Genomic DNA, 14,575 nt, shown 5'->3' with positions numbered 1-14,575 from the left:
AAGCATGGAAACCGGCGCCGTTTTCGACTACAGGCCAGCGACAACATCGATTGCAGGACCGATCATGATTACCATCGCCATCGACGGACCGGCCGCTGCCGGCAAGGGCACGCTGTCGCGCCGGATCGCCGAGGAATACGGCTTCCACCATCTCGATACCGGCCTCACCTATCGCGCCACGGCCAAGGCGCTGCTCGATGCCGGGCTGCCGCTCGACGATGAAGCGGTTGCCGAGACGATGGCGCGCGAGGTCGAACTGGCGGGTCTCGATCGTTCCGTGCTTTCCGCCCACGCGATCGGCGAGGCGGCCTCGAAGATCGCCGTCATGCCGGCCGTGCGCCGGGCGCTGGTCGAGGCGCAGCGCGCCTTTTCGCTGCGCGAACCCGGTACGGTGCTTGACGGCCGCGACATCGGCACGGTCGTCTGCCCGGACGCACCGGTGAAGCTCTATGTCACGGCATCGCCGGAAGTGCGGGCCAAGCGCCGCTTTGACGAGATCGTCGCCAATGGCCAGCCGGCCGATTACGCGGCGATTTTCGAGGATGTGAAGAAGCGCGACGAGCGCGACATGGGCCGCGCCGACAGTCCCTTGCGTCCCGCCGAGGATGCGCACTTGCTTGATACGTCCGAAATGAGTATAGAGGCGGCGTTTCAGGCCGCGAAGACTTTGATCGATGCGGCCTTGATCAAGAAGATCTGAAGAAGAGCCCATCCCCGACTTGGTCAGGATCGCCCTTCTTGCATAGCCTGAGATTCCGTCCACGCGCCGGATTGCTCCTTGGATGGAGCGGACTGGGTTCAGGCCTGTTCAACACCAGCCCCCGGCGCATGTGCGTCTCTTCTTGAGATGCATGCAGGAGATTCCATGTCTGCTACCAATCCTACCCGTGACGATTTCGCCGCCCTTCTCGAAGAATCCTTCGCGAAGACCGATCTCGCCGAAGGCTATGTTGCCAAGGGCATCGTTACGGCCATCGAAAAGGACGTCGCCGTTGTCGACGTCGGTCTGAAGGTCGAAGGCCGCATCGCTCTGAAGGAATTCGGCGCGAAGGCGAAGGACGGCTCGCTCAAGGTTGGCGACGAAGTCGAAGTCTACGTTGAGCGCATCGAAAACGCGCTCGGCGAAGCTGTTCTGTCGCGCGAAAAGGCTCGCCGCGAAGAAAGCTGGATGCGCCTGGAAGTGAAGTTCGAAGCCGGCGAACGCGTCGAAGGCATCATCTTCAACCAGGTCAAGGGTGGCTTCACCGTCGATCTCGACGGCGCCGTAGCCTTCCTTCCGCGTTCGCAGGTCGACATCCGTCCGATCCGCGACGTGACCCCGCTGATGCACAACCCGCAGCCCTTCGAAATCCTCAAGATGGACAAGCGTCGCGGCAACATCGTCGTTTCGCGTCGTACGGTTCTCGAAGAATCCCGCGCCGAGCAGCGTTCTGAAATCGTTCAGAACCTGGAAGAAGGCCAGGTTGTCGAAGGCGTCGTCAAGAACATCACCGACTACGGTGCGTTCGTCGACCTCGGCGGCATCGACGGCCTGCTCCATGTCACCGACATGGCATGGCGTCGCGTGAACCATCCGTCGGAGATCCTGAACATCGGCCAGCAGGTCAAGGTTCAGATCATCCGCATCAACCAGGAAACCCACCGCATCTCGCTCGGCATGAAGCAGCTCGAGTCGGATCCGTGGGATGGCATCGGTGCGAAGTACCCGGTCGGCAAGAAGATCTCCGGTACCGTCACGAACATCACCGACTACGGTGCGTTCGTCGAGCTGGAGCCGGGCATCGAAGGCCTGATCCACATCTCCGAAATGTCCTGGACCAAGAAGAACGTGCACCCCGGCAAGATCCTGTCCACGAGCCAGGAAGTCGACGTTGTCGTTCTCGAAGTCGATCCGACCAAGCGTCGTATCTCGCTCGGCCTCAAGCAGACGCTCGAGAACCCGTGGCAGGCATTCGCGCATAGCCATCCGGCTGGCACCGAAGTCGAAGGCGAAGTCAAGAACAAGACCGAATTCGGCCTGTTCATCGGCCTCGACGGCGACGTTGACGGCATGGTTCACCTTTCCGACCTCGACTGGAACCGTCCGGGCGAGCAGGTCATCGAAGAGTTCAACAAGGGCGACGTCGTTCGCGCTGTTGTTCTCGACGTCGACGTCGAGAAGGAGCGCATCTCGCTCGGCATCAAGCAGCTCGGCAAGGATGCAGTCGGCGACGCCGCTGCTTCGGGCGAACTGCGCAAGAACGCCGTTGTTTCGGCCGAGATCATCGCGATCAACGATGGCGGCATCGAAGTGAAGCTCGTCAACCACGAAGACATCACCTCGTTCATCCGCCGCGCTGACCTGTCGCGTGACCGTGACGAACAGCGTCCGGAGCGTTTCTCGGTTGGTCAGGTTGTCGACGCTCGCGTCACCAACTTCTCCAAGAAGGACCGCAAGATCCAGCTGTCGATCAAGGCTCTGGAAATCGCGGAAGAGAAGGAAGCCGTTGCTCAGTTCGGTTCGTCCGACTCGGGCGCTTCGCTCGGCGACATCCTCGGCGCCGCTCTGAAGAACCGCCAGAACAACGAGTAATCGTTGCCTGACGTTTGAATTGGAAAACCCGCGGAGAGCGATCTCCGCGGGTTTTTCTTTGTAAGGTCATTCCGGCGCGCTGAAGCGGCTTTCCACCGAAGCCGCGCAAGGACCGGCCCAAGTTGAGCGTCCCGGGCCGCCTAGCCGAGGCCGCCGAGCCTGCGATAAAGATCGTAGGCATCAGGCGTTTCCGGTGCCTCATCATCCGGCATGGCTTCGCCGGCCGGCTCTCCGTCTTCCGGATTGCCGTCGCTTCCCTCTTCCGCCGTCTGTTCTTCGCCGGATGCGTCTTCGCCGGAGCCTCCGGGCATCCCGCGCGAATGGTCTTCGCCTTCCGCCTCGCTGGCGGCCGGAGGGTAGGGGATCATGGTGAAAGGGATGGCCTCGCGCGGCAGGCCGTTCTCCACCAGCCTGGCGATCATCTGCTGCATCGTCTGCTCGTCCGTGGCGCGTTGCGGCCGCACGTCTGTGGGTGAGCGCTGCGGGGCAGCGGTTTCCTCGGCGCCATCGTCGAGCAGGGACGGCAAGGCGGCACCGGCGTCCGTGGCGGCGCGCTGGCGGGCGGCAGCGTCTGCGGCGCGCGCTGGCGTGCCGGTTTCCTTGGCGGAGGTCTGGGATGGTGTCGCCGCCGCCTCGTCCGCCTGCTCCGCCGACGATTGAGGGTCGCCGTCAGATGCCCCGGCGGGCAAGGACACGCTGTCGCGAATGAGCGTCTTGATCGCCTCGGAAAGCACGCGCGCCGAGCGTGCCTCCGGATCGTTGCGACCTGTAGCCGGGGTGTTCCGGTGCCCGTCTTCCTCGTCGGCGTCGGGCAGCGGGCCGTAGGTTCCGTCGGGGTCTTCGCCTTCGATCGTGTCGGTCGCCTCCATCTCATCGGCGACATGCCCCTCGAGGGGCGTTGCGTTGTCTTCGACCGGGACTTCCACTTCGCCGCTCTCGGCGGATTGCAGGACCTCGTCGGCCTCGATCATCGCTTCCGCCAGCGATGCCGTTTCCGCGATCTCGCCTTCGCCCGTGAGCAGGGAGGCAGCGCCGCCGATCGCGGCGTCGCCTGACGACGTGCTCCTTGCGCCGCTTGCGCGCGCCTCGCTTCGTTCCGTCGGCTTTTCGCCTGGGCTTTTCGATGGCGCTTCGGTCCCGGCCTGCTCCAGATCGTCGCCCTGCGGCTCGACCAAGTCGTTGCCGACCCCGAAGGTCTTGCGCAGGACCGCCTGCAACAGCGCGACTTCACCGGCGATTGGCGCCCGTGTGGCGGCCGGGCTGAACGGCAGGGCCGGCTGGAGCGAAGGGTTGCGCAGGATGACGTCGCGCGCCTGGGCGGGCATGGGTGTCGCGGGACCGCCCGGCGTGCTCGAGCCATTGCGGATCGCCGGCAGGTCCGCCAGCAGGCCGACGCGGAGGGAGAGATTGCGCCCGCCGAGCTGGCGCTCCAGAAGCAGGCGGTCGGACGTAGGCATCGTTTCGAGGAAGGCGACCAGCCGCCGGACGAAATCGCGCCCGCCCTCCTGAGGAAGCGGAGGAAATTTCAGGATGCGTGCCAGATCCTCCATCAGCCGCACCAGCGCGTCCTTTGAGAGGATCTCGCGGCCGGAGAGATGCCGTGTCAACGCATCGAGGATTTTCTGTATCGCCTCGCCGCGCTGGCTGGCCGTCAACGGCGCAACGGGCTGCGTTTTTGCGCTGCTGTCTTCGCTGGTGGCTGCCGCGGTTCGGGCCGCCTGGATGGGTATCAGCATTCTGGTCTCCATCTCGCTTGACCTCGCGTTGACCAATCGTCGATCACCGACGATGCGGGCTATGCGCCTGATCGCAGACCGTTTTCCGGCTTGCGTGCGCACGCTTCTGCTCATCACTTTCGGGTTGGCGCCTCATGCGCGTCATGGCCAGGGGCCAGACAGCCGCGGCTCGTCCGCGGATAAGGGAATCGGCATGATGGGTTTAGGTTAGGGGAAAGAGGTTTATGAATTCTTAACCATGTTTGGGCGCTCGGTACCTCCTTCCGCGGCTTGTGCGCGGCTCGCCAAGGCGTATCCTTGTTCGGTAGCGGCCCCATGCGCGAGGAGTTTCGGATGACGGTCCGTCCCCCAAAAGCCTTAAGCCCGAACTTTTCGACGGCCGGCGCCTTCAACGTGCTCGAATACGAACTGATGTCCGAGCGCGCCGATGCGCTTGGGCGGCATGGCCTCAAGGTGGAAAAGGCGCTTGCCGCGCTCGCGGCATTGCAAGGGGATGTGGCAGCGGATCTGCGCGAGCGGATCCTCGACGAGGCGGCCGATGCCGTCTGGGCCTTCTTCATCCAGCGGGAAATCTGCGGCCTGCGCGACAGCCGCGACGCGGTGCGCCGCTATGGCATACCCAAGGAGGTCATGGCGCGGCTCGGTATCGTGCGCAGGAAGCCGTCAGAGGCTTAGGGCAGCCAGGCTATAGAGGCCATTGTCGTCGAAGCGCAGCAAGGGTGGTTGTTCCGCCGTGCGCCGGTCGGCGATAACTTCCATCTCGTCCTTGAGCTGGAGCGCCCGCAACTGCTGCTCTTCTTCGTCGAGCGACAGCTTGTCTGTTCTTCGCGTCGGATCGCCGCGCAGGCTGTTGAGCTGGGCTTCCTCGGTCGACGCAGGCTCCGCCGCGCTCCTCAGGCGGTCGACGGCATTTGCGGCTTGCGCAGCGCTTTGAGGTCCCTTGTCGCTCGTTTCGCCGAGGGCAACCTTCAGTGCGTCGTTTTCAGGGCCGCCTGGGTTCTTGAGCGCCTCGACCAACTCCGCAAGCGACAGGCCGAGCTTGTCGAGCCCCAGTTCCTCTTCGATCGTCGCAATGGCGGGCGATTCCAGCTGCTTCAGCTGGTTCTCGATTTCCCGTGCAAAGGCGGCATCGGACTTGAACGTTTCGCGCTCGAGGTCGAAGAATTTTCCGACCTCACGGATGAGCACGGCGCGGTTGTTGTTGGCGTCGTTGCGCGCATGATCGAAGAAGTAACCGTTGATCTTCTCGTTGGCGACCTTTTGCGCGCCGTCGGGCTCGACCTGCGCCCTCAGGATCCTGTCGTCCTTTGTGCCCTTGGCCTTTTCCTGTTCCTCCGTCTGCCGTTTTTCGATGTCCTTGAGGATCGAGCCGACCAGATTGGTCGTCGCGGTGGCGGCGGATTGCTGGGTCGGAAGCAGCATGGTTCATCCCGGGCAGCATGGTGGATCGTCTCGAAACGGTAGGCCGTCGCGGTTAATTCCGGCTTAACCGGCACCGCCGAGATCTTGGGCTGTATGCAGAGCATATCGCACGGAATACCCGCCTCCCGCTCGCGCGGGGCTGAGAGAAAGACCGAGGCGGCGCGACCAAGCCGGGCTGGATCAGGGCGCCAGAGACTTCGGTACACGTCTACTGGAACGCAACCGGCTCTAGCGATAGGGCGAATAGCACGCCTTGTAGGCGCCGCCGTAGCTCAGGAACCGGTTGGTCGCCGGATTGTAGGAACGGTAGCGCGACAGGCACCAATTAACATGCGCGCTGCCGCCACCGACATACCGGTCGCGATAGTAGGAGTTACCGCCGTAATAGCGACGGGGGTAATAGTCGCGATAGTAGCCAGAGCGCGGGTAGTAGCCGTAACGGGGATAGTACCCGCCGCCATAATAACCGCCACCATAGTAGCCGCCCGAGCCGAAGTACAAGGTCAGGCCGGAGCCGCCATAGTAGGGGCTACCCCATCCGCGCCGGTAGTAGGGGCCTCCCCAGCCGCCACGCCAACCGTATCCGCCATAGCCGCCGTAACGGCGATGGTAGTACTGCACATTCTGCACGTCGCCTTGTGCCTTGATCTGTAGGTCGGGCGCCTGAAGAGGCATCGCCTGAACAGGTCCGACGGGGGTGATCAGGGAGGCGGCGGCCAGACTGCAGCCGATAACGAAATTGCGAAATCCCGTCATTTTGTCCTCGCTTTCGGAAGGTACTGCCTCCCGGTTGTGTCCCTGCCTGTATTACGTTTGCTTTTCTTGGTTTATTCATGGCAATGGGCGGGGAGCATGCAGAAGGGAGCGTCGGAATTCCGGCCGGTCGCCACCTTGCCCGGAGCGCGCCTGTCCCGGGTACGCGCCCTTCGATTTTTGTCCCTTTTTCGCCCGACAACGGGCAGCGGAGAATGTGATGCAGTTGAAGTTTGGAACCAGCGGCCTGCGCGGCCTTTCAGAGGAACTGAAGGGTGAGCCGTCCGCCCGCTACGCCACTGCGTTTGCGCGGTACCTTCTGACCTCCGGGCGCAGCCAGCCGGGCGATCCGATCGTAATCGCCCGCGATTTTCGCGATTCGAGCCCGGAGATTGCTGCCGTCTGCGCTTCGGCACTTTCGCGGGAGGGGCTGCGCGTCTTCGATTGCGGGACCGTGCCGACACCGGCGCTTGCGCTCTATGGCCGCGAATGCGGAGCGGCCGGCCTGATGATCACCGGCTCCCATATCCCGGCCGACCGCAACGGCATCAAGTTTTACCGGCCGGACGGCGAGATCGACAAGGAAGACGAGGTCGCGATCAGCCGGATTGCCGATGAAATCGCCGGTCAGGTCGCTCCGGTGGCCGATCAGGGAATCGGTGAGGATCACGCGCCGCGCGCCGCCGCGCTTTTCATCGAGCGAAACCGGCAGTTGTTGCCCGCCGGCGCGCTCGCCGGCGTAAAGGTCGGCGTCTACCAGCACAGCACCGTTGCCCGCGATCTTCTCGCCGACCTGATCGCCTTCTTTGGCGCCGATGTCGTGGCCCTTGGACGCTCGGAACATTTTATCCCGGTCGATACGGAGGCCGTCTCCACCGAAACGATCGAACGGCTTCAGGCGTGGGCCCGCGAACACAGGCTCGATGCGATCGTATCGGCGGACGGCGACGGTGATCGACCGCTGGTCGCGGACGAGAACGGTTCGCCGCTGCGCGGCGATCTCCTGGGGCTGATTGCCTGCGGCTTCGTCGGAGCGACGCTTGCCGTCACGCCGGTGACGTCGAATTCCGGCCTCGAACGCCGGGAAGGGCTTTCCGTGCTGCGCACCCGCGTCGGATCCCCCTTCGTGATCGCCGGAATGCAGCAGGCGCTTGAAGAGGGCGCCCAAAAGGTTGCCGGCTTCGAGGCCAATGGCGGCACGCTGACGGCCACCTCCTTCGTCGTCAACGGCGCAACGCTCCAGCCGTTGCCCACCCGAGACTGCGTCCTGCCGATCGTCGCCGCACTGGCTGCGGCGGCAGAAGCCAAACTCTCGCTGCCGGCGCTGGCCGCCTCCTATCGGCTTCCCGTGGCGCTCAGCGACCGGCTCGAAAACTTCCCGGTCGAAACCAGCGTCCGGCTGATGGCCTATTTGCGCGGCGGCGACGAAAATCTCGCGGCGTTCCTGGCGTCGATCGGCCAGCCGGTCGCCGTCAGCGACATCGACGGGCTGAGGGTGACGCTCGACGATGGCCGGATCATCCACTTCCGCCCCTCCGGAAATGCGCCGGAGATGCGTTGTTATGTCGAGGCGGACACGGCCGAGGCGGCCGAAGGGCTGCTGTCGAGCGGTCTATCCACAATCCGGCATTGGGCAAAAACCGCCTCGAACTGAGTTTTTTGTCCTCCGACACGAAAACTTCAAAAAGCCTGTTGACACTTCGGCTCGGGCCTTTTACACCCCCGCTCGTCGCCCAGATGGCGGAATTGGTAGACGCGCCAGCTTCAGGTGCTGGTACTCGCAAGGGTGTGGAGGTTCGAGTCCTCTTCTGGGCACCAAATTCCCAAACCAAGTCTTTGATTTGGTTCCTGAAAAACCCCGGTCATCCGGGGTTTTTTCGTTTCTGGAGCGAGCGTTTTTCTGGGCCTCGGGCGCGCGTTGTGGCCCGTTCGATCACACTATCCTGGTGCGGCAGGTGCCGCCCTGGCCTTGAAGCTTTCTGGCGGTTCTTGCACGTGTCCAGCTCCGTTTGTGCCTTGGTTTGGATCCAGGATCCGGCCGTCCTTGCTCGGGACCGCCAGCCTTATCGTCAGGCGAGCGATCAATCCCGACGACGCAATCCGCATTTTTGGCGCACGCATAGCTTGAACCTTCGAGCGTTCGTATCGATATTGCTGTGCGTACGATAAAGTGGGAGCCTGCCACGCGACATTCGCCGCCAGGTGAGGTGCGCAAGCGGTCTCACGAGCAGGGCTCGGCCGGCACCGGTGCGACTGCCGCGGCTGCGGCTTTGAGGAGGACGAAGCGATGTCTGAGACACGTCGCAAGCTGACGACGATCTTTTCCGCAGATGTCCAGGACTACACGCGACTGATGCGCGCCGACGAGGAGGGCACGCTCGCCACGTTGAAGCGCCACCGCGATGCCATGGGGCGGCTTATCGAGGCGCACGGGGGCCGTGTCGTCAACACCTGGGGCGACGGCCTGATCGCCGAGTTTCCGAGCGTCGTCGAGGCCTTGCGCACAGCGATCGATGTGCAGAACGAGCTCGCCGGCTGCAACGCCAAATGCCTGCCCGACGAGCAGATGCTGTTTCGCATCGGCATCAATCTCGGCGACGTGATCGCCGAGGGTGACGATCTCTATGGCGACGGCGTCAATGTTGCCGCGCGCCTGCAGGCGTCCGCACCGGCCGGCGGCATCGTCATCTCCAACACCGTCTACGACCAAGTGCGCAACAAGGTCGCCGTCGGTTTCGATTTTCTCGGGGCGCTCGAGGTCAAGAACATCGATGGCGGAGTGCCGAGTTATGCCGTGCGCATCGGTGCTGCCGATGCCCGTCCGGCGTTTGCGAGCGAGACCTTCGGCCGTCGTGCCGACGGGGCCGCTTCGGATGCGGGGCAGCCGCGCCCGGAGCCAGAACAGATCGGCGTGATTGCGGCGATCAGGAGCGGGTCGCTCCCGGTTCTCAGCGTCGTCGCCGCAGGACTGGTCGCCCTCAACCTGCTCGCCTGGAACGGAACCTTCTGGGCCGTTTGGCCGCTGCTCGGCCTGGCGATCCTTGCCGGCCTCGCCTGGCTCAGGACCAACCCGTGGGTGGATCGCGGCATCGGCATGCTGGTGCTGTCCGGATTGGTGCTTCTCACCATCAATCTCGTGACCTGGCGCGGCGTGTTCTGGGCCATCTGGCCGCTGCTCGCCTTTGCCGTGGTCGGGGGCATCCGCTGGGTCACGCGGCAGAGACGCAGCCTCGGCTCCTGACCTCTAGCCGCCGCTCTCGGAGCTGTCCGAAGAACCGTCGCGGCGTTCCTGCCCGTCATTGACAGCCGCCGGCTCCGTCGGGTCGGCGCCCAGCACCTCATAAATCTCCAGCGCCGAGGCGCGGCCCTTGGCCTGCGCCGTGCCGAGCGGCCGGAAGTGAATCGCGCCACCGGCCTGGGCGACGACCGCGCCGCTGGCCATGATCATGGTGCCGTAGTTCTTGTTCATGCCTTCGAGGCGGGAGGCGACGTTCACCGTGTCGCCCATGGCGGTGTATTGCAGCCGCTCCTTGGCGCCGACATTGCCGACGACGGCGGTGCCGGTGTGGATGCCGAAGCGCGTGCGGAACTCCGGCAGCCCCTTCTTGCGCTGCGCTTCGTTGAAGATGCTGAGCCGCTGCTGGACTGCGAGCGCGCAGCGACAGGCATTCTCGGCGTGCCTGTCGTCCGCTGCCGGGGCGTTCCACATGGCAAACACCGAATCGCCGAGGAACTGGATGATCGTGCCGTCGTGTTCGCCGACCGTCTCGCTGAAGATGTCGAAATATTCCGACAGCATCGCCACCACCTCCTCCGGCGCGTGCCGTTCGCTGAGGGTGGTGAAATCGTAGATGTCGGTGAAGAGCGCGGTCACCTCCTGGCGCCAGGCGGAGCGGCCGCTGAAATGGCCGGATTCGATGCCCTTGCGCACCAGTTCCTTCGGCACGTAGAGCGCGAAGGTGAAGATCGCGTCGCGCGCGCGGTTCATGGCGCCGCCGAGCGTCGAAATCTCGCTGACATGCGAGGAAACGTCGATCGGCGTGGTGAAGTCGAGGTCCTGCAGCCGGTTGGCGCTGGCGGTGAGTTGGTTCAGCCCCTTAGTGATCAGATGGGCCAGGACGAGCGAGGCAAGCACTGCGAGCGCCACGACGGCCCCGGAAATCGCCAGGCCCTGAACGAGCGTCTGGTTGGCCTCCGCCATCAGTTCGTCGAGCGGTGCGGCGACCACGGCGCGGTTGCCGGACAGAAGCTGCGCGGATTCGAGCGGCGTGACCATCACGAGATAGGTGCGGTCTCCGACTTGCACGAAGTCCGCCTTGCCGGGCGACGGCGGGTGCAGGCGGATGCTCTGGATCAGGGGATCGCTGTCGGCCTGCACGATCGGACTATCCTTGTCCTTAGCTGCCATGATGCGTCGCATCATCACCCGATCGGAATGGATGATCGGTCGACCGACGGCATCGAGGATGAAAGAAACGGAACCCGCTGTCAGCCGTTCGCGGGCGAGGAAGTCGGTAATCGTGTCGAGAACCACGTCCGCACCGATGACGATCTCAGGATTGCCGCGATGGGCCTGGGAGATCGTCATTCCGAGCGTTTCGGTCGTGGCACTTTCATAAGGGCCGGTCGAGACGGCGGCCTTGCCGTTGACGGCCGCGCGATACCAGGGCCGGGTGCGCGGATCGAAGCCCGACGCAGGCACGATCCGGTCGGAGAATTGCGTGCCGTCCTTGTCGAGGAACAGCACGCGCTGGAGTGGCTTGCCGCCTTCATCTATTTCCATCGAGCGCACGGCAATGGCGGCACCCCGCGGCGCATCGAGCGCCATCCGCCATGCAGCCTGCTTGAGGTCCACCATGTGGAAGAAGGCGCCGTTGGGATAGCCGACATAGACCCCGTCGATATGCGGTGACCGGGCGATCCCTTCACGAAGGACCGCCACCTTGTCGGCCATGCGTTCGGGTGGCGGCACGAGGAAGGAGTTGGCGACCGAGGAGACGAGGCTGACGAGCGCGGAAGTATCGCCCGACAGCACGCCCAGCCGATCGACCAGCCGGCTCATGAAGCCGCGCATATTGGCCTCGGCGTCATCGATCGCGGCGTTGCGCGAACGATGGTAGTCGAGCCCGACAAGCGTGGCGGAAACGACAATCAGCATCGCAACCATGACCAGGCTGAACAGCGATCGCAGCGAACTGTTCCAGCCATCGCGTGGTTTGCCTTGTCGAGCGCCGGGCGCGTTGTCTGCCATCGGGATCTCTATCTTGCTGTGGTTCAATGGCAGCGACCCTTGCGTGTGCCGGTGGCCAAGGTCGCCGTCTGCGTTGAAACCCTATATGCGATTCCCATAAAACACGTTAATCGAACACGGTGCCGGTTCCGCGCTGCCAGCGGCGCGATGTTTCAGTTCACCGTTACCGGTTTCGAGCGCATCCGCGCGACGGTTTCGCGTTCGGCACGCTTGCAGCGCATCGGCGGCAGGCCGCGGTCCATCAGGTCCATGTCTTCGAGCACCATGTCGCCCATCTTCCTGAACGCGCTGTCGAGCGCGCCGGCGCGATGGGCCGAGCGCAGAAAGCCCGGCAGTTTGCGGACGGGATGGTCGAGCGGCAGCGGCTCCTCCGGAAAGACGTCGCTTGCCGCAACGATATGGCCGCGCTCAACCGCGGCCATCAGCGCGTCGAAATCGACGACTCCGGCGCGGCTGAGGAGGATGAAGGCAGCGCCAGGACGCATGCGGGCAAACGCCTTCTCGCCGAGAAAGCCCTCGTTCTCGCTGGTGACGGAAGCAACGACGAAGACAAAGTCGCTTTCGCCGAGCACGGTGTCGAGCGATGCCGGTTCGACACCGTTATCCTTCAGGATCGAGGCTGGCATCCAGGGATCGAAGACGCGGATCTTCGCACGAAAACCGGCGAGCACGCGGTTGAGCGCCTTGCCGAGATCGCCAAAGCCGATGATGCCGATCTCGGAGCCGGAAAGGAGACGTGCCGACCGGTTGCCGTCGCCGCCCCAGAGTTCGCGGCCCTCGCGGAAGGCAAGGTCGGCATCGACGATGCCGCGCGCGATATTGAGCGCCATGGCAAGGCCGAGTTCCGCCACCGGTTCGGCAAAGACCTGGCCGGTCGTCACCACATGGATGCCGCGCTCGAACAGCACCTCGTAGGGCATGTTGTTGATCAGATTGCTTTCGACGTTGAGGATCGCCTTCAGCTTGCTCATGTGCTGCAGGGTGGTGTGATCGAGCGGCGGCTGGCCGATGATGTAGCGGGTGTCGGCGAGCACGTCGTCGCCAAGGCCGGCGATATCCTCCGGGTTCGCTTCGACAATACGGTAGCGCCGGTGCAGCTCGTTCAGCGCGTCGGGCGTGAAGATCAGATCCAGAGTGCGTGGCGCCGGCGCGCTGATGGCGAGTGGCCGGTTGCCGGCCTTGGTGTCGGACATGGTTTCTCCCCGGCGGAGCCGTGGCCTCCGCTTCCCTGACCTCAGGCTAGGAAGAAATCTGCGCCTTGCCTAGTAACCAAGGCCACGTTTTTGCCGATAGAGGGACGGCGGCAGGTCGCTGCCCTGGAACACAGGCCCGTCGCCGCGGCGGCAATTGTAGATCGTGTCGTAGATCGGACGGCCGCGGGCGGTCGATTCGAACGGGTAGTTGCGGTCGACGAAGGTCTGCTCGCAGACGACCTGGTCGCCGCCGCCGTTCAGCGGATCCATCTGGCGCACGCCAGGCAGGTCCCGATAGGTCTGCGCCGCAGCCGGCATCGCCGAGAGTGTCACGGCCAGCGCCAGTGTGGAAAGGGTCGAGGCGGAGTGAAGCCACGTCATTGTCAGGACTTTCGAAACGGCAGCCGGCGGGCGTAGTATGACAACGGTATCGCCGACGCCAAACTTGCGCTATAGGCCACACCACTGCGTTTGATCTGGGGATTTTCGATGGCGAATGCAATACGGTTCCACGAAGGCGACATCTCTTCGATCGACGCAGACCGCTATCGAGGTGCAATCGCGATCGACACGGAAACGCTGGGCCTCATTCCGCGCCGCGACCGCCTGTGCGTGGTGCAGCTTTCGCCGGGCGACGGCACGGCCGACGTGATCCGCATCGCCGCCGGCCAGAAGCAAGCGCCGAACCTCGTGGCCATGCTCGCCGACCCGGCCCGCCAGAAGATTTTCCATTTCGGCCGCTTCGATATCGCCGTGCTGTTCCACACTTTCGGGGTGACGACGACGCCGGTCTTCTGCACCAAGATCGCCTCGCGGCTGACGCGCACCTATACCGACCGCCACGGTCTCAAGGACAACCTCAAGGAGATGCTCGACGTCGACATTTCCAAGCAGCAGCAGTCATCCGACTGGGCGGCGGAGACCTTGTCGCAGGCGCAGCTCGAATATGCCGCCTCCGACGTGCTGCATTTGCACGCGCTGCGCGAAAAGCTGACCGCGCGGCTCATCCGCGACGGCCGCATCGAGCATGCCGAAGCCTGCTTCGCCTTCCTGCCGACGCGCTCCAAGCTCGACCTGCTCGGCTGGGACGAAACGGACATATTCGCCCATAGCTGAGCGGGCCCGCGCCTATTGCGCCGCGCGTCTGAACAGGCGCGCAAAGGCCGCTGTAGAACTTTGAATTTCCTGGATATTTTTTCCTTTAGCCGGCTACGGTTAATGGAAGCATGCATTACGGCGTCAGGGAAAGGACGACCGCATAGCGCGCCGCCTTGCCGATCGCAACAAACAGCAGGAACAGCGGCAGCTTCATGCGCAGCAATCCGGCGACCAGCGTCAGCGGATCGCCGATGACCGGCAGCCACGAGAGAAGCAGCACGGGCTGGCCGTAGCGGGCAAAGAGCGCCTCGGCCTTCTGGCGGTTGGCGGGTGAAACCGGAAACCAGCGCCGCCCCTCGAAGCGGATCAGAAAGCGCCCGAGCGCGAAATTGACGAGGGCGCCAAGCACGTTGCCGGATGTCGCCGCGAAGAACAGGGCAGGGCGGCTTGCTTCGCCGTGCAGGGCTGCTGCCACGACCGCAGCTTCCGACATGCCGAAAAGCAGGGTTGCCGACAGAAAGGCCGCGGAAAAGACCCCGGCGAGAATTCC

The 14,575-nt window shown here is 64.0% G+C and carries 13 protein-coding genes and 1 tRNA gene; 7 read left to right on the top strand and 7 right to left on the bottom strand.

Annotation, left to right across the window (positions count from 1 at the left end):
• Window positions 1–61: 61 nt before the first annotated feature.
• Window positions 62–700 carry a (d)CMP kinase gene (gene cmk, locus XB14_RS17240; RefSeq protein ID WP_179119608.1) on the top strand — a complete coding sequence of 213 codons (639 nt, stop codon included), beginning with the start codon at window positions 62–64 and terminating at the stop codon, window positions 698–700.
• A gap of 165 nt (window positions 701–865) precedes the next feature.
• A complete protein-coding gene (gene rpsA, locus XB14_RS17235) occupies window positions 866–2,572 on the top strand; it encodes a 30S ribosomal protein S1 (RefSeq protein WP_029742389.1) in 1,707 nt (568 codons plus the stop codon).
• A gap of 140 nt (window positions 2,573–2,712) precedes the next feature.
• Here rpsA and XB14_RS17230 read toward each other — a convergent pair whose 3' ends face one another.
• Window positions 2,713–4,308, bottom strand: coding sequence for a hypothetical protein (locus XB14_RS17230; RefSeq protein WP_077962778.1), 1,596 nt, complete (start codon window positions 4,306–4,308; stop codon window positions 2,713–2,715).
• A 333-nt stretch (window positions 4,309–4,641) separates the two neighbouring features.
• Between XB14_RS17230 and XB14_RS17225 the strand changes: the two genes are divergently transcribed.
• On the top strand, window positions 4,642–4,983 hold the full coding sequence (locus XB14_RS17225) for a DUF6665 family protein (protein ID WP_077962777.1): 342 nt from the start codon (window positions 4,642–4,644) through the stop codon (window positions 4,981–4,983).
• Here the strand turns inward: XB14_RS17225 and XB14_RS17220 are convergent.
• Both XB14_RS17220 and XB14_RS17215 read right to left on the bottom strand, forming a co-directional pair.
• Window positions 4,972–5,730: a hypothetical protein gene (locus XB14_RS17220; protein ID WP_077962776.1), complete on the bottom strand. Its 759-nt coding sequence runs from the start codon at window positions 5,728–5,730 to the stop codon at window positions 4,972–4,974. The two genes, XB14_RS17225 and XB14_RS17220, sit on opposite strands and share 12 nt — an antisense overlap.
• A gap of 228 nt (window positions 5,731–5,958) precedes the next feature.
• Window positions 5,959–6,486, bottom strand: coding sequence for a BA14K family protein (locus tag XB14_RS17215; protein ID WP_077962775.1), 528 nt, complete (start codon window positions 6,484–6,486; stop codon window positions 5,959–5,961).
• A 223-nt stretch (window positions 6,487–6,709) separates the two neighbouring features.
• On the opposite strand from XB14_RS17215, the gene XB14_RS17210 reads away from it, so the two are divergent.
• The 3 genes from XB14_RS17210 (at window position 6,710) to XB14_RS17200 (ending at window position 9,724) form a co-directional block, all read left to right on the top strand.
• Complete coding sequence (locus XB14_RS17210; protein WP_179119607.1) at window positions 6,710–8,137, top strand: phosphomannomutase; 1,428 nt, start codon at window positions 6,710–6,712, stop codon at window positions 8,135–8,137.
• A 77-nt stretch (window positions 8,138–8,214) separates the two neighbouring features.
• A tRNA-Leu gene (locus tag XB14_RS17205) sits at window positions 8,215–8,301 on the top strand.
• Between the two features lie 469 nt (window positions 8,302–8,770).
• Window positions 8,771–9,724: an adenylate/guanylate cyclase domain-containing protein gene (locus tag XB14_RS17200; protein ID WP_077962773.1), complete on the top strand. Its 954-nt coding sequence runs from the start codon at window positions 8,771–8,773 to the stop codon at window positions 9,722–9,724.
• A 3-nt stretch (window positions 9,725–9,727) separates the two neighbouring features.
• Here XB14_RS17200 and XB14_RS17195 read toward each other — a convergent pair whose 3' ends face one another.
• The 3 genes from XB14_RS17195 to XB14_RS17185 all read right to left on the bottom strand — a co-directional run bounded on the left by XB14_RS17195 (window position 9,728) and on the right by XB14_RS17185 (window position 13,308).
• Entirely contained in the window at window positions 9,728–11,734 is a 2,007-nt protein-coding gene (locus XB14_RS17195) for an adenylate/guanylate cyclase domain-containing protein (RefSeq protein ID WP_077962772.1), read from the bottom strand.
• A gap of 152 nt (window positions 11,735–11,886) precedes the next feature.
• Window positions 11,887–12,927: a hydroxyacid dehydrogenase gene (locus XB14_RS17190; protein WP_077962771.1), complete on the bottom strand. Its 1,041-nt coding sequence runs from the start codon at window positions 12,925–12,927 to the stop codon at window positions 11,887–11,889.
• Between the two features lie 69 nt (window positions 12,928–12,996).
• Window positions 12,997–13,308 carry a hypothetical protein gene (locus XB14_RS17185; protein WP_077962770.1) on the bottom strand — a complete coding sequence of 104 codons (312 nt, stop codon included), beginning with the start codon at window positions 13,306–13,308 and terminating at the stop codon, window positions 12,997–12,999.
• A gap of 108 nt (window positions 13,309–13,416) precedes the next feature.
• Here XB14_RS17185 and XB14_RS17180 point away from each other — a divergent pair, with 108 nt between their 5' ends.
• On the top strand, window positions 13,417–14,043 hold the full coding sequence (locus XB14_RS17180) for a ribonuclease D (protein ID WP_077962769.1): 627 nt from the start codon (window positions 13,417–13,419) through the stop codon (window positions 14,041–14,043).
• Between the two features lie 115 nt (window positions 14,044–14,158).
• Here XB14_RS17180 and XB14_RS17175 read toward each other — a convergent pair whose 3' ends face one another.
• The gene (locus tag XB14_RS17175) at window positions 14,159–14,518 is read right to left on the bottom strand and encodes a YqaA family protein (protein WP_077962768.1); all 360 of its coding nucleotides are present in this window, start codon (window positions 14,516–14,518) and stop codon (window positions 14,159–14,161) included.
• Window positions 14,519–14,575: the final 57 nt, after the last annotated feature.

This window comes from Ensifer adhaerens, from assembly GCF_002007205.1.
GTDB classification, from domain to species: domain Bacteria; phylum Pseudomonadota; class Alphaproteobacteria; order Rhizobiales; family Rhizobiaceae; genus Ensifer; species Ensifer adhaerens_D.
The sequence above is the reverse complement of the archived record's forward strand: the minus strand, read 5'-3'. Positions and strand labels throughout refer to the sequence as shown.